The 21,517-nt window shown below is 72.9% G+C and carries 13 protein-coding genes, 2 tRNA genes, 1 pseudogene and 1 riboswitch; of the genes and pseudogenes, 9 read left to right on the top strand and 7 right to left on the bottom strand.

Translation table 11 applies throughout. The features are described from left to right. The first annotated feature begins 31 nt into the window (after positions 1-31). Positions 32-811: a TetR/AcrR family transcriptional regulator gene (locus ACIBJF_RS09005; protein ID WP_399173023.1), complete on the top strand. Its 780-nt coding sequence runs from the start codon at positions 32-34 to the stop codon at positions 809-811. Positions 812-1,137: 326 nt separating this feature from the next. After that, positions 1,138-3,034 (top strand): annotated as a pseudogene (locus tag ACIBJF_RS09000) (sigma-70 family RNA polymerase sigma factor). A gap of 76 nt (positions 3,035-3,110) precedes the next feature. Here the strand turns inward: ACIBJF_RS09000 and ACIBJF_RS08995 are convergent. Further along, complete coding sequence (locus ACIBJF_RS08995) at positions 3,111-6,443, bottom strand: ATP-binding protein (RefSeq protein ID WP_399173022.1); 3,333 nt, start codon at positions 6,441-6,443, stop codon at positions 3,111-3,113. 224 nt (positions 6,444-6,667) lie between these two features. Continuing rightward, on the bottom strand, positions 6,668-8,743 hold the full coding sequence (locus ACIBJF_RS08990) for an asparagine synthase-related protein (protein ID WP_399173021.1): 2,076 nt from the start codon (positions 8,741-8,743) through the stop codon (positions 6,668-6,670). Positions 8,744-9,411: 668 nt separating this feature from the next. On the opposite strand from ACIBJF_RS08990, the gene ACIBJF_RS08985 reads away from it, so the two are divergent. From ACIBJF_RS08985 to ACIBJF_RS08970, 4 genes are all read left to right on the top strand, one after another. After that, positions 9,412-10,836, top strand: a complete 1,425-nt coding sequence (locus ACIBJF_RS08985; protein WP_399173020.1) for an MFS transporter — start codon at positions 9,412-9,414, stop codon at positions 10,834-10,836. Between the two features lie 62 nt (positions 10,837-10,898). Next, positions 10,899-12,116 carry an L-2-hydroxyglutarate oxidase gene (gene lhgO, locus ACIBJF_RS08980; RefSeq protein ID WP_399173018.1) on the top strand — a complete coding sequence of 406 codons (1,218 nt, stop codon included), beginning with the start codon at positions 10,899-10,901 and terminating at the stop codon, positions 12,114-12,116. Between the two features lie 56 nt (positions 12,117-12,172). Then, positions 12,173-13,021, top strand: a complete 849-nt coding sequence (gene trmB / locus ACIBJF_RS08975) for a tRNA (guanosine(46)-N7)-methyltransferase TrmB (protein WP_399173017.1) — start codon at positions 12,173-12,175, stop codon at positions 13,019-13,021. Positions 13,022-13,063: 42 nt separating this feature from the next. After that, positions 13,064-14,407 carry a PrsW family intramembrane metalloprotease gene (locus tag ACIBJF_RS08970; protein ID WP_399173016.1) on the top strand — a complete coding sequence of 448 codons (1,344 nt, stop codon included), beginning with the start codon at positions 13,064-13,066 and terminating at the stop codon, positions 14,405-14,407. Positions 14,408-14,525: 118 nt separating this feature from the next. Here the strand turns inward: ACIBJF_RS08970 and ACIBJF_RS08965 are convergent, their stop codons facing one another. Both ACIBJF_RS08965 and ACIBJF_RS08960 read right to left on the bottom strand, forming a co-directional pair. Then, complete coding sequence (locus ACIBJF_RS08965; protein WP_399173015.1) at positions 14,526-15,470, bottom strand: aldo/keto reductase; 945 nt, start codon at positions 15,468-15,470, stop codon at positions 14,526-14,528. A gap of 71 nt (positions 15,471-15,541) precedes the next feature. Beyond that, complete coding sequence (locus tag ACIBJF_RS08960; RefSeq protein WP_399173013.1) at positions 15,542-16,570, bottom strand: M23 family metallopeptidase; 1,029 nt, start codon at positions 16,568-16,570, stop codon at positions 15,542-15,544. A gap of 7 nt (positions 16,571-16,577) precedes the next feature. Continuing rightward, positions 16,578-16,724: riboswitch (cyclic di-AMP (ydaO/yuaA leader) on the bottom strand. Between the two features lie 309 nt (positions 16,725-17,033). Here ACIBJF_RS08960 and ACIBJF_RS08955 point away from each other — a divergent pair. After that, positions 17,034-17,107, top strand: a tRNA-Met gene (locus ACIBJF_RS08955). A 60-nt stretch (positions 17,108-17,167) separates the two neighbouring features. Here the strand turns inward: ACIBJF_RS08955 and ACIBJF_RS08950 are convergent. Continuing rightward, positions 17,168-18,301 (bottom strand): dihydrofolate reductase family protein, encoded by a 1,134-nt coding sequence (locus ACIBJF_RS08950; RefSeq protein WP_399173012.1) that lies wholly within the window; start codon positions 18,299-18,301, stop codon positions 17,168-17,170. A 62-nt stretch (positions 18,302-18,363) separates the two neighbouring features. Between ACIBJF_RS08950 and ACIBJF_RS08945 the strand changes: the two genes are divergently transcribed. Next, positions 18,364-18,885: a MarR family winged helix-turn-helix transcriptional regulator gene (locus ACIBJF_RS08945; protein ID WP_399173011.1), complete on the top strand. Its 522-nt coding sequence runs from the start codon at positions 18,364-18,366 to the stop codon at positions 18,883-18,885. An 83-nt stretch (positions 18,886-18,968) separates the two neighbouring features. Then, on the top strand, positions 18,969-19,601 hold the full coding sequence (gene ribA / locus ACIBJF_RS08940) for a GTP cyclohydrolase II (protein WP_399173010.1): 633 nt from the start codon (positions 18,969-18,971) through the stop codon (positions 19,599-19,601). Between the two features lie 161 nt (positions 19,602-19,762). Here the strand turns inward: ribA and ACIBJF_RS08935 are convergent. Continuing rightward, positions 19,763-19,835: transfer RNA gene (locus ACIBJF_RS08935), tRNA-Lys, on the bottom strand. A 99-nt stretch (positions 19,836-19,934) separates the two neighbouring features. Continuing rightward, entirely contained in the window at positions 19,935-21,470 is a 1,536-nt protein-coding gene (locus ACIBJF_RS08930; protein WP_399173009.1) for an amino acid permease, read from the bottom strand. Between the last annotated feature and the right edge of the window lie 47 nt (positions 21,471-21,517).

Here is a 21,517-nt window from a genome sequence, read left to right as displayed (position 1 = left end):
CCGGGGGGAGACGTCATTACCGGGGGAACACATGCATGTTCAGGACACGCATTGGTCATCTGCAGCCGCCATCGCACCGGGTGGCGGGGCGATGAACGCGGCGGTGGGCAACGGACGCGCGGACGCGGCGCGTACGGCCCCGCTGCGGGTGGACGCACAGCGCAATCTGGAGCACGTGCTGCGTGCGGCGCGTGAGGTCTTCGGCGAGCTGGGGTACGGCGCGCCGATGGAGGACGTGGCCCGGCGGGCCCGGGTGGGTGTCGGCACGGTGTACCGGCGCTTTCCCAGCAAGGACGTGCTGGTCCGGCGGATAGCCGAGGAGGAGACCGCCCGACTGACCGAGCAGGCGCGGGCCGCGCTCGGGCAGGAGGACGAGCCGTGGTCGGCGCTGTCCCGGTTCCTGCGGACGTCCGTGGCGTCCGGGGCGGGGCGGTTGCTGCCGCCGCAGGTCCTGCGGGTCGGCTCCGCTCAGGGCTCTGCCGAGTCGGGTGGTTCGGGCGTGGCGCCCGCCGAGGAGGCTCGGGTGCCTCAGCAGCGGGTGCAGCCGGCGGCGGGTGAGCTTCGGCTGGTGCCCGGCGAGGCCTCCGGGGCAGCCGACGACAGCGGGGTCGGGGCGTTGCTCGATGTGGTCGGGCAGCTGGTGGAGCGGGCTCGGGCGGCCGGTGAGCTGCGGGCGGACGTGTCCGTGGGGGATGTGCTGCTGGTGATCGCCACGGCGGCACCGTCTCTGCCGGATGCTGCGCAGCAGGCGGCGGCTTCGGCCCGGTTGCTGGACATCCTGCTGGAGGGGTTGCGGTCGCGTCCCGCGTAGGGGCCCCGCCGTCGGCGGCTGCGGGTGGGTGCCTCGCAGGCGGTGCGGAGTGGGTGGCCCTGTGGTCTTCGGGCTGACCGGGAGCCGGGGTTGATCGCGCAGTACCCCGCGCCCCTGGGGGCTGCCGGACCGCCTGCCCCATCCGCGCCCCTCGCCGAAAGCGACCTTTCCTACGGTTCCCTCGTTCGAGTGATGGCCGAAAGTCTGTGCTGACAGCGGCCCTCGGATGAGTGGATGCCGTGAACATGGGGTCCTTGAACAAAAACCCATGTGTCACCCTGAGCCGGTGACGAGTTGGGCTGGGCGGGTGTCGGGGGCTTTCCGCGATGGGCGTTGACGGGTGGGACGAGTCACGCGGTGACGACGCGAGCGCGGAGGCCGCCGGCCCGACCCCGCCCCAGGTGCCGAATCAGGGCGGGCCCCCGGATTCCACCGGCGGGCGGAGCGAGAAGAGCGTGCCGGCCCAGCGTGCCGGCAGCGTGCTGCCGCCACCCCGGGAGATGCCGACCGACGACGGCGAGCTGATCGAGCGGATGCGCGGTGGTGACGACTCCGCGTACGAGGAGCTCTACCGGCGGCACGCGGACTCCGTACGGCGGTATGCGCGCAGTTGCTGCCGGGACGGGCACACCGCCGACGACCTGACGGCCGAGGTCTTCGCCCGGATGCTGCAGGCGGTGCGCGGCGGATCGGGACCCGAGCACGCCGTGCGGGCCTATCTGCTGACCTCGGTGCGGCGCGTCGCCGCGCACTGGACCAAGTCCGCCCGGCGCGAGCAGCTCGTGGACGACTTCGCCGTCTTCGCCCAGCAAGCCTCGCATGCCTCCGAAGGGTCCGGCGTCACTGCGTCCGTCGGCTCCTTCGGAGCGGGCCCGGACCTCGGCGCCGATGTGCGCGCGATGCACGAGGCCGAGCAGTCCATGGCGATGCGGGCCTTCCGCTCGCTGCCCGAGCGCTGGCAGGCCGTGCTGTGGCACACCGAGGTGGAGGACGAGTCCCCGAGTGAAGTGGCCGTGCTGTTCGGGCTGGACGCCAACGGCACGCGCGTGCTGGCGAGCCGCGCCCGCGAGGGGCTGAAGCAGGCCTATCTCCAGGCCCACGTCAACGCGTCCCTCGCCGGGGACGAGGAGTGCTCCCGCTACGCCGACCAGCTCGGCACCTACGCCCGTCGCAAACTGCGCATCCGTGCCGAGCGGGACCTGCGCAAGCACCTGGAGGAATGCGCCAAGTGCCGGCTGGCGGCCGCGCAGATCGAAGAGGTCGCCGGCGGTATCCCCGCTGTCGTCCCGGTCGCGGTCATCGGCTGGTTCGGGGCCGCCGGGTACGCCAAGGCGCTCGGCGTCATCGCCGGCAGCGCCGGGGCGGGGGCGGCGGGTGCCGCCGCGGCGGCCACCGGGTCGTCGTCCGGCGGGGCCGGCGGTGCCGCGGCCTCGGAGGCGGTCGGGGCACCGGTGAAGGCGGGGATCGCTGCCGGTGTGGTCGCGGTGGCCGCCGCCGCGGTGGCACTGGCCCTGGTGAACGACAGCCGTCCGCCGGTGAAGGAGGCCGCCGGACCGACGCCGTCCGCGCCGGTCGCGCAGCCCCCGGCGCCGAAGCCGACCCCGTCGAAGCGGAAGCCCTCGCCGCGGCCGGTGGTGCTCGCACCCGAGCCGACCCCCACCCCGACGCCGACACCCACTCCGAAACCCACCCCGACGCCGACGCCGACGCCCACCCCGAAGCCGAAGCCCCCATCGAAACCCACGCCCAGCCCGACCCCGACGCCCACTCCGCCCCCGGCGCCCACCGTCTACGAGCTGAGCGACCTCGACTACGACGTCGACGGCGACGGCGACGGCATCAAGCCCGAGATCCGGCTCGGCGGGAGCAGCTGGGTGTGGCAGCGCTACGGCATGTCGATCGGCGGCAAGCAGTACGCGCGGGGCGACCGTGCACGGCGAGTCCTCCGTCACCATCGCCCTCAACCGGCGGTGCGGCTCCTACGACGCGCTGGCCGGCGTGGACGACATGACGCTCGGCCTCGGCAAGGTGTCCTTCTCCGTCTGGGCCGACGGCGTCCGGCTGTGGCAGTCCGGGATGGTCAAGGGACGCGATCAGGCCGTGCCCGTCCATGTGGACCTCACCGGGCGCAGGACCGTACGGCTCGTCGTACGGCCGCACAGCAACGTCTTCGACCAGGCGGCGCTCGCGGACTGGGCGGAGTCCCGGTTCACCTGCCGGTAGACCGAAAGGCCGGTGGGCGGAAGGCCGGTGGGCGGAAGGCCGGTGGGCGGACAGACCGAAAGGCGGCCGCCGGCCCTCACCGGGCGCGCTCGACGGCCGCCTCCTCGGTGCCGAGCTCGCGCAGCACGTCGGCCACGTCGAGGGACGCGCCCCGGGCGCGCTCGGCCGCGTACCGCTCGGGCGGCAGGGCCGCGCGGGCGCCCGCCTGCACCCGGGCGGCCTCGCTGCCTTCCGGCTCGGGACGCGGATTGCCGTCGCGCCAGTGGTCCGCGGCGGCGAACAGCCGGACCGCACCGGCCAGATCGCCGCACCTGGCCCGCAGACCGGCCGCGATGTCCACCAGCCCCGCCGTGATCGTCTCGGCGCACCGCTGGGCCACGGCCGCGCGCAGCGCCCCGGCGATGATCGGCAGCCCGTGCGCGGGGCCCGACTCATCGGCGGCGAGGAGCGCCTCGACGATGCGCAGGGCCGCCTCGAACTGCGGTGGCGGGGTGCCGCCGCGGGCCACCGCGCGGGTCTCCTGGTACAGCTCGCGGGCCCGGGCGGTCTGCCCGTCGTGCAGGGCGATGTGGGCGAGCAGCAGCCGTACGAAGGCACGCGACTCCGGCACCGCGTACCGGTCGGCGGCCGCTCCCGCCTCGTCCAGGGCGGCCAGCGCGGTCTTCGGGTCGCCGGAGCGGTAGGAGATCTCGGCGAGCCGGGCCAGCAGGAAGGGCGACTCGGCGTAGGCCTTCACCTCGTAGGCCAGGCGCAGTGCCTCCTCGTACTCACCGCGCGCCTCGGCGAACCTGCCGCGGGCCATGGCCGCCTCGCCGGCCGCGCTGCACACCTGGGCCCGCATCCAGCGGTCCCCGACGCGCCGGCTGAGCGTCCGCAGCTCGGCCAGGTCCTCGTCCACGCCCCGCAGGTTGCCCGGGGAGTCGACGATCACATGGGTGCGGAACATCAGCGAGACGCCGATCTCCCAGTCGCCGCCGTACGCCCGGCAGTTGGCCACTGTCGCGGCCATGTCCGGGCCGACGTCCGCCGGGCCGCCCAGGTAGTAGGCGGTCAGCGGCCACACGATGCCCGGGAACCGGGCGGCCCGGGGGCCGCCGTGCTCGTAGGCGGCGCGGACGCGCGCGATGTACTCCGGTGCGCGCGGGTCGCCCGCCAGGTGCTCGGTACTCGACTCGGAGGTCAGGAACAGATCGAGCATCCGCAGATCCATCCGCACGTCCTGCAGCGGGTGCCGGGCCTCGCCGTCGGGCACGGCGAGGAAGGCGCCGATCGGATCGGCCGACTCCACCAGGGACATCAGGTCGGCGCCGACGCCGAGGGCGGGCGGGGCGTCCGAAGTCGACAGGGCGTCCAGTGCCACGCCCAGGCGCAGGACCAGCCGTACCCAGGCGACCGCTTCCTGGCGGTGGTTGCGGAGCCACCAGAACCAGCCGATGGCCAGGACGATCGCGGCCGCCTCCGGCTCGTCGCCGGCGCGTACGGAGCGGTCCAGGGCAGCCCGGATGTTGTCCAGCTCGGTCTCCAGGCAGGAGACCCAGGGGAGTTGGTCCGCCGAACGCAGGCGCGGCTCGGCCTCCTCGACCAGCGCCCGCACCCACACGCGATGCCGGCGCTCGGCCCTGGCGCGCAGTCCGGGGATCTCGGCCGCGCGCTCGGTGGCGTACTCGTGGATGGTCTCCAGCATGCGGTAGCGCATGCCGCCGGAGCCGTCGGGGCCGCTGGGCGCGGTCACGACGAGGGACTTGTCGACGAGGGCGCCGATCAGGTCGGCCGCCGGTCCGCTGCACACGGCCTCGGCGGCCGCGAGGTCCCAGCCGCCGGCGAACGCCGACACCTCGCACAGCACCGTACGCTCGCGTTCGTCCAGCAGGTCCCAGGACCAGTCGACGACCGCGCGCAGGGTCTGCTGGCGGGGCAGGACCGTACGGCTGCCGGAGGTGAGCAGGCGGAAGCGGTCGTCGAGCCGGTCGGCGATCTGCCGCGGGGTCAGCAGCCTGAGCCGGGCCGCGGCCAGCTCGATGGCGAGCGGCAGCCCGTCCAGGCGGCGGCAGATCTCCGCCACGGCCCCGGTGTCGGCGAGCACCGCTTCGGCGTCGGGACGGACGGCCTTGGCGCGCTCGGCGAACAGGCGGTGCGCCTGCTCCGGGACCAGGGGCTCGACCGGGCGCACCGACTCACCGGGGACGCCCAGGGGTTCACGGCTGGTGGCGAGGATCGTGAGGCCCGGGCAGTGGGTGAGGAGGGTCTCGGCGAGGGCGGCGGCCGTGCCGATGACGTGTTCGCAGTTGTCAAGGATCAGGAGATGGCTGCGCGGGGCGCAGTACTCGATCAGCAGGGCGACGGGGTCGGCCTGCGGAGTCGCCAGCTCGTTGGTCAGCAGCACGGTCTCGCGCAGACCGAGCGCGCTGACCACGGCGCCGGGCACCGCCTCCGGGTGGTCGAGCGGGGCCAGCTCGACCAGCCATGCCTGCGGGAGCCCTGCGGCGGCCTCCTCGGCGAGGCGGGTCTTTCCCGAGCCGCCCGGTCCGGTGAGCGTGACCAGGCGGGCCCTGTGCAAGTCGGAACGAATGGCTTCGAGTTCTGGTTCCCGCCCGACGAAGGACGTCAGGCGGGGGCGGAGATTGCCGGTGCGCTCGGGCGGTTGAGCGGGAGCCGGCGGGGTCGGCGACTTCGTCGGCTGCGGCTGTGGTTCCTGCTGCCTGAGCAACGACGTGTGCAGGGCTTTGAGTTCCGGGCCCGGGTCCGTGCCGAGGGTGTCGGCGAGGGTGCGGCGGGCGGACTCGTACGCGGCGAGGGCGTCGGCGGGGCGGCCGGTGTCGCGCAGGGCGCGGATGAGCAGGGCGTGCAGGGGCTCGTCCAGCGGGTGGGCCGTGGTGAGTTCCGTCAGCTCGGGTACGACGTCCGGGGCGCGGCCGAGGTCGAGGGCGGCGGCGGCACGGGCGCGGGTGGCCTCCAGGCGCCGGGCCTCCGGGCGGGTGGCGGCGGTGCGGTCGGGGAGGTCGGCGAGGGCGGGGCCGTGCCAGAGGGCGAGGGCCTCGGTGAGGGTGCGGTGCGCGGTGGCCGGGTCGCCGGTGGTGAGGGCCTTGGTGCCGGCGTCGACGAAGCGCTCGAAGACGTACAGGTCCACGTCGTCCTCGGTCGCCTCCAGACGGTAGCCGCCCGGAGTGGAGGCGATGGTGTGGCGGCCGAGGGTGCGACGGAGGCGGCCGACCAGAGCCTGCAGGGCGGCGAGGGCGTCCTGGGGCGGGTCGTCCGCCCAGATCTCGTCGATCAGGGTTTCGGGGGTGGCGGCGCGGAAGGGGCGGAGGGCCAGGGCGGTCAGGAGTGTGCGCAGGCGCGGGCCGCCGATGGGTACGGGGGTGCCCTGGTCGTCCGCTGCTTGGGCTACGCCCAGAATTCTGTACCGCACCTGGTCATTGTCGCGGGGGGCTCGGGGCGGGGCACGGGGTTTCTTCGGCGGCGGCACCGGACCACGACGGCGAGGGCGCCCATAAGGCGCGGGGAACTGCGCGAGCAGCCCCACCGGCCCGCAGCCGGCAGACGGCGGGAACCACCCCGGCGGGGCCTGGGAGGCGGCAGACCGCGGAACGGCAAGGCGGCAGCCCCCAGCACGGCAGGGCCGGCACCCCAGCCTCACGCGCCGGAGGCCAGCGCGTCCCTCCTCGGCTGAATCCCGGAGGGCACCGCACGCGCGCGTGCCGGTGTTCCCGTCCAGCACGTCCCCCGGCGGGACAGGAGGCGGTGGAGCCAGAGTTCGAGGGAGACGAGGTCGGCGAGCCCGTCGAGGGGAAGGGAGTCGCCGGCGGCGGCGTCGCGCAGGGCCTTGCGGACGACGCGGGCCTCCACCAGGCCGGCGTCGGCCAGCAACGGGGTGGAGAAGAGGTCCTGGAGGGGGTCGGCCGCCACGCGCAGGCCCGTGCGTGCGGCCGCCGCCGAGGAGGCGTGGGAGGGGGCGCCCCAGCCGGGCGGGAGGTCGGTGACACCGGCGCCCTCCAGGACCCTGCGGAGGATGGAGGAGCGGGCGCCTGGCTGGACGCGGAGCGCCTCCGGGAGGGCGCGGCAGGCGCGCACGACCTGGTTGTCGAGGAACGGCGCGTGCAGGCGCTGGGCGCGGATCTCGGCGGCCTGTTCCAGGACGCGCAGGTCGGCGGCGTGGCGGGCGAGGGCGGCACGCGCGCGGTACTCGCCGGGACGCTGGGCGCCGGTCGTCGAGCGGTCCGCCTCCGCCTGCAGCAGAACCGATACTTCGGCCAGCGCCTCCCCGGTCAGCCAGCGAGCCGCCGGCCCGGGTCTGGCCCAGGTCAGCGCGGCGAGGGACGCGCCGACCGCTCCCCCCGGCTCGTCGAAGTGGCGCCGCATCAACCGCTCGGCCAGCACCTCCAGGCCGGCCCGGTACGGCGTACGGGCGAGCCGGCGGGCGGCGCCGTACACGCGCGCGGGGACCATCACCGAGCCGTCGGCCTTGGCGAGCGCGGCGACCGGGCGCACCAGATGGCGCCGTTTGCGGTCCATCAGGAGGTCGGCGAGGCGGGCGGGGTGGGCGTCCAGGACCTGGCGGGCGCCGTGGCCGGTGAAGTGGTCGGCGCTGCCGGCGGCAAGCCGGGCGCGGTGCCGGGCGGCGGTGACCAGCGAGGGTCCGGGTTCGTCGGTGAGGGGGCCGTCGAGCTCGGCGTACGGCAGGGTCTCCTCGGCGCCGGTGACGACGACGTGGTGCAGGCGGGGGTTGGCGGCGAGGGCGCCGGCGCGTTCCAGTTCGGCCTCGCGGCCGCCGACGGCCAGGTCGTTGAAGGTGACGGCGAGGAGCCGTTCGCCCGCGCCCGTGCCGTGGCCGAGGAGCGTGCCGGGTCTGCCGGGCAGCCCGGCGGCCAGCAGCGCGAGGGTGCCGGAGGCGGGGCCGCCGGAGAGGTCGGCGCCGATGCCGGGCACGGGCATCCCGCGCCGGGCCCGCCGCTCGGCCGGACCCATGCCGGGCACCGGGCCGGGGTCGAGGTCGGGCACGTGCCGGGGGGCCGCCAACCGCGCGCGTACCGCCTCCACCAGGGCGTCCCGTACGGCGTCCACGGCGCGGTCGGGGTCGGCCGGGGCCGCGGCCACGGCGAGGGAGGCGACCGGCTCGTACCCGGCGATCTCCCGCGCCCCGGCGCGCAGCACGAGCGCGTGCCCCGGCGGAACCCGCCGCACGCCCTCGTAGGGGGTGGTGTCGCGCAGCGCGGCCGGTACGTCCGGGGCGGCGAGCAGCGCGGCCAGATGGGCGAAGTCGAGGTTGGCCTCGATGAGGTCGGCGAGGGGCAGCGCGGCGGTGGCGTAGGCGGTGCCGCCGGCCCAGGGGGTGTGGAACACGGGGCGGGCGCCCGCGAGATCGCCGCAGACGGTGATGCGGCGGCCGACCTTGACGACGGCCGTGTAGCTGCCCGGCCAGGTCGTCAGATGGCGCAGTGCGCCCCCGCGCGCGGTGAACAGGCCGCGCCGCAGTTCCTCGTCGGAGGCGCCGCAGATGCCGAGGACGGCGATGCGGTTGTCGCCGTCGGCCTTCACCATGCGCACCTCGTCCGGGCGCCAGTCGCCGACGGCCCACAGTGGATCGGGGTCGCCCCACAGGAGCTGGGAGCCGACCGGGTGCAGGGTCTCGCCCTCGTAGCCGGTGGCCCCCGCGGAGCCGATCCCGGCGACGCCCGCGGCGGTGCTGCTCCAACCCACCAACCACCGCATCGACGCCTCCACAGGCTGTGGACAACACTGCACCGTACGAACCGGATCCCCATGCTGCCACGAGAGACGCGTTGTGGAGGGGCGGCGGCACCGGCTTCGATCGAGGGAAATGCCCGGCAGGCATGCGGACGGTGCGACTCGAATGCGCCCCCCGTACGCTCCCCCAAGACGCCCTTCGCGCCCTCAAGTTGCATGGTCGGAGGGCGTGTCCACCGGTACGGGCGGGGGAGATTTCAAGCCAAATATGTTGAGCGGAACGGGATATGAGCACGCTCCGTACAGGCCTGCGGAGAGCGCGGCGGCGCGGACACGCGCACAGTCCGGGAGGCGGGCATCGCCTCCCGGACCGGTCCGCCACCCGCGGGGATGAAGGTGGCGGTGTCCCCCAGCCCACTGGATCCAGTACAGCGGGCCGACCCACGCAAGAGCCATGGAACCGCTCCCCCGATGGCCGGAGAAGAGCGCACGGACGGGCGCACGGCCACACGCGCGGGGGCACGCGGCGACAGGCCGTGCACGGTGCGTACATGACCGCACTTCCGTACGGACCACAATCCCGCCATCCGGAACAATGCCCCTTAACGCTTGGGATGCGGCGAACTACGCTGGGTTTACGAATGCCGCATGGTTATGCCAGCGCGGCAGCCGTCTGTGTCGAGGGGTGGCGCATGTCCAGGGAGCAACGCGGGCCGAACGAAAAGCTCGGCGCCGTTCTCGCCCTCGCGGGAATCAGCAACGCAGGACTCGCCAGGCGCGTCAACGACCTTGGGGCGCAACGCGGGTTGACTCTTCGCTACGACAAGACCTCCGTGGCGCGCTGGGTGTCGAAGGGGATGGTGCCGCAGGGCGCGGCGCCGCACCTCATCGCGGCCGCCATCGGACAGAAGCTCGGCCGCCCGGTGCCGCTCCACGAGATCGGCCTGGCGGACGCGGATCCCGCGCCCGAAGTGGGCCTCGCCTTCCCCAGAGACGTCGGGCAGGCGGTGAAGTCGGCGACCGAGCTGTACCGTCTCGACCTCGCCGGGCGCCGGGCCGGCTCCGGCGGCATCTGGCAGTCGCTCGCCGGATCGTTCGCGGTGAGCGCATACGCGACGCCTGCCTCGCGCTGGCTGATAACCCCCGCCGACAGCTCGGTCGCGCGGGAGGCCGGCTCCGCCGAGGACTCCGGCGCACCGATCAAAGTCGGCCACAGCGATGTGCAGAAGCTGCGGGAGGCCGCCGAGGACGCCCGGCGGTGGGACTCCAAGTACGGGGGCGGGGACTGGCGTTCGTCGATGGTGCCGGAGTGCCTGCGGGTGGAGGCGGCACCGCTGCTGCTCGGCTCCTACTCCGACGAAGTGGGCCGCGCGCTCTTCGGGGCGTCCGCCGAACTCACCCGGCTCGCCGGGTGGATGGCCTTCGACACCGGTCAGCAGGAGGCGGCACAGCGGTACTACATCCAGGCGCTGCGCCTCGCGCGCGCGGCGGCGGACGTCCCGCTGGGAGGCTATGTGCTGGCCTCCATGTCCTTGCAGGCGACGTATCGCGGCTTCGGCGACGAGGGCGTCGACCTGGCGCAGGCCGCGCTGGAGCGCAACCGCGGGCTGGCGACCGCGCGCACGATGAGTTTCTTCCGGCTGGTGGAGGCGCGGGCACACGCGCGTGCGGGGGATGCGCAGGCGGCGGGTGCGGCACTGAAGGCGGCCGAGGGCTGGCTGGAGCGGTCCCGGGAGGGCGACGACGATCCTTCGTGGCTTGGTTTCTATGGATATGACCGTTTCGCTGCGGATGCGGCCGAGTGCTACCGGGATCTGAAGGCCCCGCGACAGGTGCGGAGGTTCACGGAACAGGCCTTGTCGAAGCCGACCGAGGAGTTCGTGCGCTCGCACGGCCTGCGGCTGGTCGTGTCGGCCGTCGCCGAGCTGGAGTCCGGGAATCTCGACGCCGCCTGCGAGCAGGGGGTGCGGGCCGTGGAGGTGGCCGGTCGGATCTCGTCGGCCCGCACGACCGAGTACGTGAAGGACCTTTTGCACCGGCTGGAGCCGTACGGGGACGAGCCGAGGGTGGTCGAGCTGCGGGAGCGGGCCCGGCCACTGCTGATGGCTCCGGCCTGAGAACCGACACACCCCGCGTTTGAAGGCGTTGTCAGTGGCGCAGTGCACTATCGAGGTGGGAGGTGGTGCAGGTGCCGGTCGGGGCGTACGACTGTGATGTGCTCGTGGTCGGTGGGGGGATCGTCGGGCTGTCCACGGCGTATGCGATCACCCGGGCCGCGCCGGGCACGGCGGTCACCGTGCTGGAGAAGGAGCCGGGGCCGGCCCGGCACCAGACGGGGCGCAACAGCGGGGTCATCCACAGCGGGATCTACTACCGGCCGGGCTCCCTCAAGGCGCGGTACGCGGTGCGGGGCGCCGCCGAGATGGTGAAGTTCTGCGCCGAGTACGGCATCGCGCACGCCGTCACCGGCAAGCTGATCGTCGCCACGGACCGGGAGGAGCTGCCCCGGCTGCACGCGCTCGTGCAGCGCGGCCGGGAGAACGGCATTCCGGTGCGGGAGCTGGGCCCCGCGCAGATCGGTGAGTACGAGCCCGAGGTGCGGGGACTGGCGGCGATCCACGTCGGCACCACGGGGGTCTGCGACTTCGTCGGCGTCGCCCGGCACCTGGCGCAGGCCTCGGGGGCCGAGATCCGGTACGGCGCCCGGGTCGTACGCGTCGACCGGCGGCCGGAGCGCGGCGTGGCCGTACTCACCTCGGGCGGGGATGTCGTACGCGCGCGCGTGCTGGTGAACTGCGCCGGGCTGTACTGCGACGAGATCGCCCGGCTGACCGGGGACGAGCCCGAGGTGCGGATCGTGCCGTTCCGCGGGGAGTACTACGAGCTGGCGCGGCCGGAGCTGGTGCGCGGGCTGGTGTATCCGGTGCCCGACCCGGCCTTCCCCTTCCTCGGGGTCCATCTGACCCGGGGCATCGACGGAGGCGTGCACATCGGCCCCAACGCGGTGCCGGCCCTGGCCCGGGAGGGGTACGGCTGGGGGGTCGTACGGCCCCGGGAGCTGGCCGGGACCGTGGCGTGGCCGGGGTCGTGGGCCATCGCCCGGCGGCACTGGAGATACGGCGCGGGAGAGCTGCACCGCTCGCTGTCGAAGGGGGCGTTCCTGGAGGCGGTGCGCAGGTTGCTGCCCGGGGCGGAGGCGGACGACCTGGTGCGGGCCCCTGCCGGGGTGCGGGCGCAGGCGGTGTTGCGGGACGGGACGCTGGTGGACGACTTCTTGATCAAGCAGGGGGCTCGGGCCGTGCATGTGCTGAACGCGCCCTCGCCCGCGGCCACCGCTTCCCTGCCGATCGGGCGGGAAGTGGGGCGCCGGGTGCTGGGCATGCTCGGCTCCCTGTAGCGCCGTCCCGGACCCCGGTCCGTTCGTCGGTGCCGCGCCGTAAAATCTGTCCTACTGTGTCTGACTTCCTCAACGCCCCCGAAGCCCCCTCGCCGACCTCCCACACCCCCGGCGTGTCCGTCCGGCACACCCGGGCCAAGGGTGAGCCGCGGTTTCCGGACGGACCCAAGGCCGATCCGGCCGGATCGCACTTCGAGCGGCGGATCCGGAGTTTTCAGCCGCGGCGCAGCCGCGTGACCGCCGGGCAGGCGGACGCGCTGCAGCGGCTGTGGCCCAAGTGGGGGCTGGACATCGACGGGCAGAAGGTCATCGACCTCGGCGAGCTGTTCGGGAACGACAGGCCCGTCGTCCTGGAGATCGGCTTCGGGATGGGCGAGGCCACCGCGCAGATGGCCGCCGCCGACCCGGACACCAACATCCTCGCCGTCGACGTGCACACCCCGGGCCAGGGCAATCTGCTGGCTCTCGCCGACCGCCACGGCCTGTCCAACGTCCGGGTGGGCAACGGGGACGCGATCATCCTGCTCCGGGAGATGCTCACCGCCGACTCGCTCGACGGGCTGCGGGTGTACTTCCCGGACCCCTGGCCGAAGAAGCGGCACCACAAGCGGCGGCTCATCCAGCCCGAGTTCCTGACGCTCGCCGCGACCCGGCTCAGGCCCGGCGCGATCGTGCACTGCGCGACCGACTGGGAGCCGTACGCCGAGCAGATGCTCGAGGTGCTCAGCGCCCATCCCGACTTCGAGAACACGCAGGCGGGCGGCGGTTTCGCCACGCGCCCCGAGTACCGGCCGCTGACCCGTTTCGAGGGGCAGGGACTGGAGAAGGGACATGTGGTGAACGATCTGCTCTTCCGGCGCGTACCGCACCAGGACCGCCGTCCGTCCGGACATCAGGACCGATAAAACGCTCCAGCCCCTCGTCCCGTCACCGTTAGGGTCGATGCCGTGGCCACCAGTCCTCCGTTTCCGACGTATCCCCCGGGCCCCCACGGCCCCCTGCTCCGCCATCCGCACTGGTGGCAGCGCAGGTGGGTGCGGTACGGAGCACTGATCACCCTGCTCGCGCTGTCCGGTCTCGTCATCCTCGCCCTGGTGCGCCGACAGACCGGTACCGAGGGGTTTCTCGTCGGGCTCGGCCTCGCCGTACTGCCCGTGCCCTGGCTGATAGCCGCGTTCCGGTGGCTGGACCGGGTCGAGCCGGGGCCCCGGCGGAACCTGGTCTTCGCGTTCGCCTGGGGAGCGTGCGCGGCGGCGCTGATAGCCATCGTCGCCAACAGCTTCGCGACCAAGTGGATAGCCACGGCCACCGCCGATCCGGCCGGTGCGAACACCCTCGGCGCCACCGTGATAGCGCCCATCGTGGAGGAGTCCGCCAAGGCCGCCGCCGTACTGCTCGTCTTCCTCTTCCGCAGACGTGACTTCACCGGGATCGTCGACGGGGTGGTGATAGCGGGCATCACCGCCACCGGGTTCGCGTTCACCGAGAACATCCTCTATCTGGGGACGGCCTTCGGGGCCGACCAGCTCAGCGGCGGCCGCGGCATCGCCTCCGTCACCGCCGCCACGTTCTTCGTGCGCATCGTGATGTCCCCGTTCGCGCACCCGCTGTTCACCACCCTCACCGGCCTCGGCTTCGGCATCGCCGCGCTGTCCGCCCCGCGGCAGCGGGTCCGGCGGATGCTGCTGCCGGTCTGCGGACTGCTGCTCGCGATGAGCATGCACGCCTTCTGGAACGGCTCCTCCACCTTCGGCGAGTTCGGGTTCTTCGCCGTCTACGGCGGCTTCATGATGCCCGTGTTCGGGCTGCTGACCTGGCTCGCGATCTGGACGCGGCAGCGGGAGCTGCGCACCGTGCGGGAGGAGCTGCCGGCGTATGTGCTGGCCGGGTGGTTGGGACCGGCCGAGCCGTTCGCGCTCGGGTCGATGCGGGCGCGACGGACGGCCCGCGACTACGCCCGGCACCACGGCGGCCGGCCCGCGGCGCAGACGGTGGCGCAGTACGAGGCGTACGCGACCTCGCTCGCCTTTCTGCGGCACCGGGGGCGCAAGGGGAAGGCCGGGGCCGACTTCGTCGTCCGGGAGCGGGAGCTGCTGGACGAGCTGTGGAAGCGCAGGGATGTGGCTCGGCCGGCCCTGGAGTACGCGGCGCGAGCGACTGCGCCGGTCCGGCCGATGTACGCGGCGCCCGTGCCGGCGCCTGCGGCGCATTGGCCGGGGTACGGCTATCCGGGGCCGGGGTACGGCTATCCGGCGGCGCCCTACTCCGCTTACAACCCGTATCAGTCCTAGCCGGTCGCGTTGCGGAGGGTTCGGCACCGCCGGACCGCGCCGTCGCGGCTGATCGCCGTCGCGGCGGAAGGAGAGCCGCCGGCTGCGGGCAGAAGGCAGCCCGCGGCCGGCGCGGGAATCAGGCGGACGCCTCCGTCAGGCTCGCCACCTCCTCCTCCGTCAGCTTCAGGTCCACCACGCCCAGCAGTGCCGGGAGCTGGTCCACCGTGCGGGCCGAGGCGATCGGGGCGGTGATCGTCGGCTGGGCGGCGAGCCAGGCGAGGGCGACCGTGGCGACGGGGGCGTCGTGGGCGGCGGCGATCTCGTCGAGGGCCGCGAGGACCTTCTGGCCGCGCTCGGACTCCGCGTACTCCTGGGCCCGGCCCGCGCGGGCGCTGTCGACCTTGGTGCCGGGACGGTACTTGCCGGTCAGGAAACCCGCGGCGAGGGAGAAGTAGGGCACCGAGGACAGGCCCTCCTTGGCGGCCAGGTCCTGCAGCGGGCCCTCGTAGGTGTCGCGGGAGACGAGGTTGTAGTGGGGCTGGAGGGCGACATAGCGGGCGAGGCCCTCGCGGTCGGAGAAGTCGAGCGAGGCCCTCAGGCGCTCGGGGCTGATGTTGGAGGCGGCGATGTGGCGGACCTTGCCCGCCTTCACCAGCTCGTCCAGCGCGCCGATGATCTCCTCGACCGGGACCTCGGGCTTGTCGAAGTGGGTGTAGTAGAGGTCGATGTGGTCGGTGTCCAGGCGGCGCAGGGAGGCGTCCGCGGCGGCCTTGATGTTGGCGGCGGACAGGCCCTGGAATTCGGGGTGCTGGCTGACCTTGGTGGCGATGACGACGCGGTCGCGGTTGCCGCGGGACTTGACCCACTTGCCGATGACCGTCTCGGACTCGCCGCCCTTGTGGCCCTCGATCCATGCCGAGTAGGAGTCGGCGGTGTCGATGAAGTTGCCGCCGGCGGCCGTGTAGGCGTCCAGCACGGCGAAGGAGGTCTCCTCGTCGGCGGTCCAGCCGAAGACGTTGCCGCCGAGACAGAGGGGGAAGACCTCGAGGTCGGAGGAACCGAGTGTGCGAAGGGAAGTCATGCTCTAGATCAACACCGGCGACGGCTGATCGCATTCCGCCGCCGGTGCAAAGTCCCCCGGACAGACGGCTGTCAGGGGTTGAGGCCCTTGTCGCGCAGCCACGGCGCCGGGTCGACGGCGGTGGCCTGGCCGTTCGGGTGGACCTCCAGGTGGAGGTGGGGGCCGGTGACGTTGCCGGTGGCGCCGACTCGGCCGATGACCTCGCCGGTGGAGACCTTCTGGCCGACGGAGACGTTGATCGAGGACTGGTGGCAGAACCACAGCTCGGTGCCGTCGTCCAGGGTCAGGACGGTGCGGTAGCCGTAGGCACCGGCCCAGCCGGCCTCGGTGACCGTGCCGCTGTGGATGGCCTTGATGAGGGTGCCGGTGGGGGCGGCGAAGTCGAGGCCGGTGTGGTAGCCGGAGGACCACATCGCGCCGGGCTGCCCGAAGGTGCCGGTGATCGTGTACGAGACGACGGGCAGCTGGTACTGCTTGGCCAGCTCGGCCAGCCGCGCGGCCTCGGCGGCCTTCTTGGCGTCGGCCTCCGCCTTCTCCTTGGCGGCGGCGGCCTTGGCGGCGGCCTCCTTCTCCGCCTTGGCGGCCGCGGCTGCGGCCTGCTGGTCGGCGGCGGCGATCGCGGCGGCGGTGGCCTTGCCGTCGGCTTGGCCCTTCTGCTGCTCGGCCTGGGCCATGATCCGGTTGCGCAGGGCCTCGCCGGCGTTGCCGCTGTCGGCGCTGTCGGTGCTCACGCCCACGTGGCTGAGCCCGGTGGTGGTGGCCTGCGGCGCGTCGGAGGAGCCGCCGTCGAAGATGTGCTCGACGGAGTCCAGGTCCGGCATGGATATGGAGACCGGCGGCTTGCCGGTGTTGGCGCTGGCCATGCCGCCCGCGCCAACCGCGGCCATCACGCCGACGCCGAGGACGGTGGAGCTGCGTGCGAAGCCGCCGCGCTGCTTGGCGACGCGGTGCCGGCCACGGACCGGGGTGACGGAGTCCTCGGTGGGGTTCCACTCCTCCCAGGGCCCCTCCTCGGCGCGGTAGGCGCCGTAGCCGAAGGTCTCCGGCTGGGCTTGCGCGGGCACGAACGGGGCTTCTGGGGCGGGCCGGTTGGACGCCACTCGGGCGTACTCCTTTCCTTCCTCCGCCTACCGGGTTAGCTGACGGGTTCGGAGCAGGAAGGTCTCCTACGCGCGTATACCGGCTGGTATCCGCGCGATTCACCCCAAGATGGTGGTTCCCCGGTTCCCTTGCGGGATTCGACGCGTGCGCACGGAGCCGCCTCTTGTGACGGCTGGGACGACCGCGCTGCGTTATCGAACGTTAATAGACCCGGCAGCCACTTTCCAAGCCGTTCGGCTTGATCGTTAACGTTTTCGACGGTGGACTTACCCGCCAGGAACACTGCAAACCGGGCGAGTTGGCCCCCGCTCATGAGTGTCCGCGTTTTTGATGGTGACTCAGATGTTATGCGGAGGGCTGTCGTACGGTCACTATCGGTGAAGGTGATCACGGATGTCGCGGAGGGGCGACCGGTGTGCCGCCGATCGGATGACCGCGTGGTGTACAGTAGAGACACAACGACGCGGGGTGGAGCAGCTCGGTAGCTCGCTGGGCTCATAACCCAGAGGTCGCAGGTTCAAATCCTGTCCCCGCTACTGAAAACTCAGGGCCCGGAATCCCATGGATTCCGGGCCCTGAGTGTGTGCACGGGCGCCTCAGCCGAGCAGATGCCCGTTCGGCGCCTTGGCGGATTCCTCCAGCTCGGGCAGGACGACCACCTCGGCGCCCGCCTTGACCAGAATCCCCGTACCGTCGGCCGCCGCCACGAACGTGTCCGGCTCCCTCCAGGCGGTGACCACCCGGCGCACCCCCGCCCGAAGGATCAGCTCGGCGCAGGGCGCGGGCCGCGAGGCACGCCGCGCACAGGGCTCCAGGCTGCTGTACACCGTGGCGGCAGCCAGTCGCGGATCCGCCGGGTCGATCTTCGCGAGCGCGGCCTCCTCCGCGTGGACCACGGGATCATCCCCCTCCCGGGAGTGGCCGCGAGCCAGCTCCGTACCGTCGGCGGCAACCACCACCGCGCCGACGCTGAACGCCGTCTCCGAGGGCGGACACAGCGCGGCGAGGTCACAGGCCGTCCGCAGCCAGTGCCGGTCGGCGGCGGTGGCGAGGGGACCGGCGCCGGGCGCGGTGGGCTCGTAGCGCATGAGGACGACGTCCTCGATCCGGCGGGTCTCGGTCAGACGCAGCCGGCCGGCCTGGTAGCCGCCGGGGCCGAACAGGCGGGGTGCGGCGGGGTCGCCGACGAAGAGCGGGGCGAGGACCAGCTGGAGCTCGTCGGCGAGGCCCAGCTGCAGCAGCTGGGTGTGGACGGTGCCGCCGCCCTCGACCATCAGCCGTCCGACCCCGCGCACGTCGTGCAGGTGGGACAGCAGGGCCCGCCAGTCGAGGCCGGGGCCGAGCGGGACGATGTCGGCGGCGCTGCCGAGGCGGTGGGCGGCCCGCTCGGCGCCCCGGTCGGTCGTGTAGACGAGCTTGTCGCCGCCGGTGTGCCAGAAGTTGGCGTCGGGGTCGAGGTCGCCGGTGGCGCTGACGGTCACCTTCAGCGGGTACTCCGGCCGGCCCGCCCGGACCCGGGCCGCGCGGCGCTCGGCGGAGTTGACCAGCAACCGCGGGTTGTCGGCGCGGATCGTGCCGGCGCCGATCAGGATCGCGTCGACGGAGGCCCGTACCGCGTCCACCCGGTCGAAGTCGGCCGGGCTGGACAGCAGGAGCCGGTCGGGGCCGGTGTCGTCCAGGTAGCCGTCGAGGGAGACGGCGGCGGACAGCAGCACGTACGGGTACGACATCGGCGCGGTCTCCCTGCGAGGCGAGGCTTGGTTCAAGTTTGAAACAAACTTACACTGGCGGCATGACGACCCGCTGGCTCAGCCCCGAGGAGCAGCGCGCCTGGCGCGCGTATCTCGCCGCGACGCACCTCCTGGAGGACGCGATCGACCGACAGCTCCAGCAGGACGCCGGCATGCCGCACCTGTTCTACTCCGTGCTGGCGAACCTGTCCGACGCGCCCGACCGGCGGCTGCGGATGACCGACCTCGCCGAAACGCTGAAGATCACGCGCAGCAGGCTGACGTACGCGGTGACCCGCCTCGAGCGGGACGGGCTGGTGCGCCGGGAGGACTGCCGCTGGGACAAGCGCAGCAGCATCGCCGTGCTGACGGACGAGGGGATGGCCGTCCTGGAGCGTACGGCACCGGGGCACGTCGAGACCGTGCGCGCCTCCCTGTTCGACCGGCTCACGCCGGAGCAGGTGGGGCAGTTGGAGGAGATCTGCACGGGGATCGCGCGCGGGCTGCAGGGCGAGGGTGCCGAGTCCGGGGCGGAGGACGTGCCCTGGCGGCGCCGTTCGTCGTGTTCTTCCTCCGGTAATTGATTGCTTTAACTTTGAAGCATGCAGTAGGGTCCCCTCTGTATCGCTGCTTCAAATCTGAAGCATCAGCCTCCGGAGGGACCCGCATGCCCGACACCCCCGCCGCCACGCCGCGCGCCCGCGTCCGGGTACCGCTGCGCTTCCAGGACGGCTACAGCGTCGACGCCGAACTCGTCACCTTCCACGGCCTGGCCGACGGCCAGGAGCACGTCGCCGTCGTCCTCGGCGACCCCGCCCCCGGCACCGTCCCCCTGGTGCGCCTGCACTCCGAGTGCCTGACCGGCGACGTCTTCGGCTCGGCCCGCTGCGACTGCGGACCCCAGCTGCGCGAGGCGGTCGAGCGCATCGCCGACCGCGGCGGCGTGCTGCTCTACCTCCGCCAGGAGGGCCGCGGCATCGGTCTCTACAACAAGCTCGACGCGTACGCCCTCCAGGACCAGGGCCTCGACACCTACGAGGCGAACGCCGCGCTCGGCCTGCCGGAGGACGCCCGCGACTACACGGCCGCCGCGCAGATGCTCGCCGCCCTCGGCATCGGGGAGCTGGACCTGCTGTCCAACAACCCCGACAAGGCCGAACAGTTGGGCGCGCTGGGCACTGTCGTCCGGGACCGGGTGCCGACCGGCGTCTTCACCACGGCCCACAACGTCCGCTACCTGCGCGCGAAGGTCCTCCAGACCCGCCACACCCTCCCGCTGGCCGAGCTCAACGTGGGCTGAGACCGGTGGGCGGCCGGGGCCGGCGGGGTCGCCGCGACGGCGTACGCGGTGCGGAAGCCGGACGGCGGCACGGGCCCGGAAACGAGACGGCGTCCGAACCGGCGAAGCCGGCTCGGACGCCGCGCAGCAGGTCAGAGGGCATGGAGCCCGCCTGCGGACCGTAGGCCCTGTGGGACTCGAACCCACAACCAATGGATTAAAAGTCCACTGCTCTGCCAATTGAGCTAAGGGCCCAGGCGATGTTGCCTGTCCGAGCATAGCCGGACGCGGCCGTGTCTCCGATCGGGTATCGGTGACACGGCCGCGTCGGGAGGGTGCCGAGGCTCCGGATGGTCACTTTTCGACCGGGTTCGGGGCGGTGACGGCCCGCTGTGCGCTGAGGAACCAGTGACGGGCCGAGGCCAGCCACCAGGTCGCGGCGAAACCGAGGACGACCAGGACGGCGACGGGCGCGTAGTTGAAGGTCTTCCAGGTGACCGGGGAGACCTGCGGGAGCATGAAGAGGATCGTGATCGCCACGACCCAGGTCACGGAGACGATTCCGATCAGGACGGACCAGCGGCCCAGGTGCCAGGGCCCGCGTTCGAAGGCGGCGCCCCTGCGGACCCGCAGGAAGGTCGGGATGACGTACGCGATGTACAGGCCGATGACGGCGATCGAGGTCACCGCCGCGTACGCCGTCGAGTTGATCAGGTAGGGCAGGCCGAGGGCGAGTGCGGCCAGCGCGGCCAGCCAGACCGCCGCCACGGGGGTGCGGGTGCGCGGGCTGACCGTGTGCCAGACGTGGGAGAAGGGCAGCGCGCCGTCGCGTGAAAAGGCGTAGATCATACGGCTGTTGGCGGTCACCGAGGCCATGCCGCAGAACAGCTGGGCGCCGATCACCACCAGCAGCAACAGCTTCCCGGTCGTCGCTCCCAGCGCGTCCAGGAGGATCTGCGCCGGGGGCGCGCCCGTCGGGGACGTCAGTTCCTTGTCGTACGACTGGATCGCGAAGGTGAAGCCGAGCAGGAGCACGAAGCCGGCGATCCAGGACGTCCAGATCGAGCGGACGATGCCCTTCGGGCCCGCCGTGGACGCGTCGTGGGTCTCCTCGGTCATGTGGGCGGAGGCGTCGTAGCCGGTGAAGGTGTACTGGGCCATCAGAAGGCCGAGCAGGACGACGTAGGTGCCGCTGCCCCAGCCCGTCTCGTTGACGAACTTCGTGAACACGAACGACGCCGACTGGTGGTGGTCGGGGACGAAGGCGAGCGCGCCGACGATCACCGCCACGCCCAGCACGTGCCACCACACGCTCACGTCGTTGAGGAACGCGACGATCCGCACGCCGAAGGTGTTCAGCAGGCCGTGGAGGACGAGGATCGCCGCGAAGAGGAGGACCGTGCGGCCCGGGGTCACCTCGAAGTCGAACTGGAGGTTCAGGTACGCGCCGAGGAACGAGGCCGCGCCGAAGTCGATGCCGGCGGTCACCGCGACCTGGCCCAGCACGTTGAACCAGCCGGTGAACCAGGCCCAGGCCGCCGCCGACCGGGCGGGCGCCAGGCGGTGTGCCCAGAAGTACAGGCCGGCCGAGGTGGGGTAGGCCGAGCAGATCTCGGCCATCGACAGGCCGACGAACAGGGTCATCAGGCCGACGGCCACCCAGCCCCAGGTGATCACCGCGGGTCCGCCGGTGGTCATGCCGAAGAGGTAGAGGGTCAGGCAGCCGGACAGGACCGAGATGATCGTGAAGGAGACGGCGTAGTTCGAGAACGCCGACATCCGGCGGGCGAGGACCTGGGTGTAACCGAGCTGGGCCAGCCGTTCCTCGTCCGACAGCCCGGATGGGCCGGACGTTTCCTGCTGCCCGCTCACTCTCGCGTCTTCTGTCATGCCCCCAGCATTTCCCTCGCCGGGGGCGTGACATGCGTCACTCAGTG

The organism is Streptomyces sp. NPDC050743, from assembly GCF_044456925.1.
Classification (GTDB): Bacteria; Actinomycetota; Actinomycetes; order Streptomycetales; family Streptomycetaceae; genus Streptomyces.
Note: the sequence above shows the minus strand (reverse complement) of the source record. Positions and strands in the feature narration are given on the sequence as shown.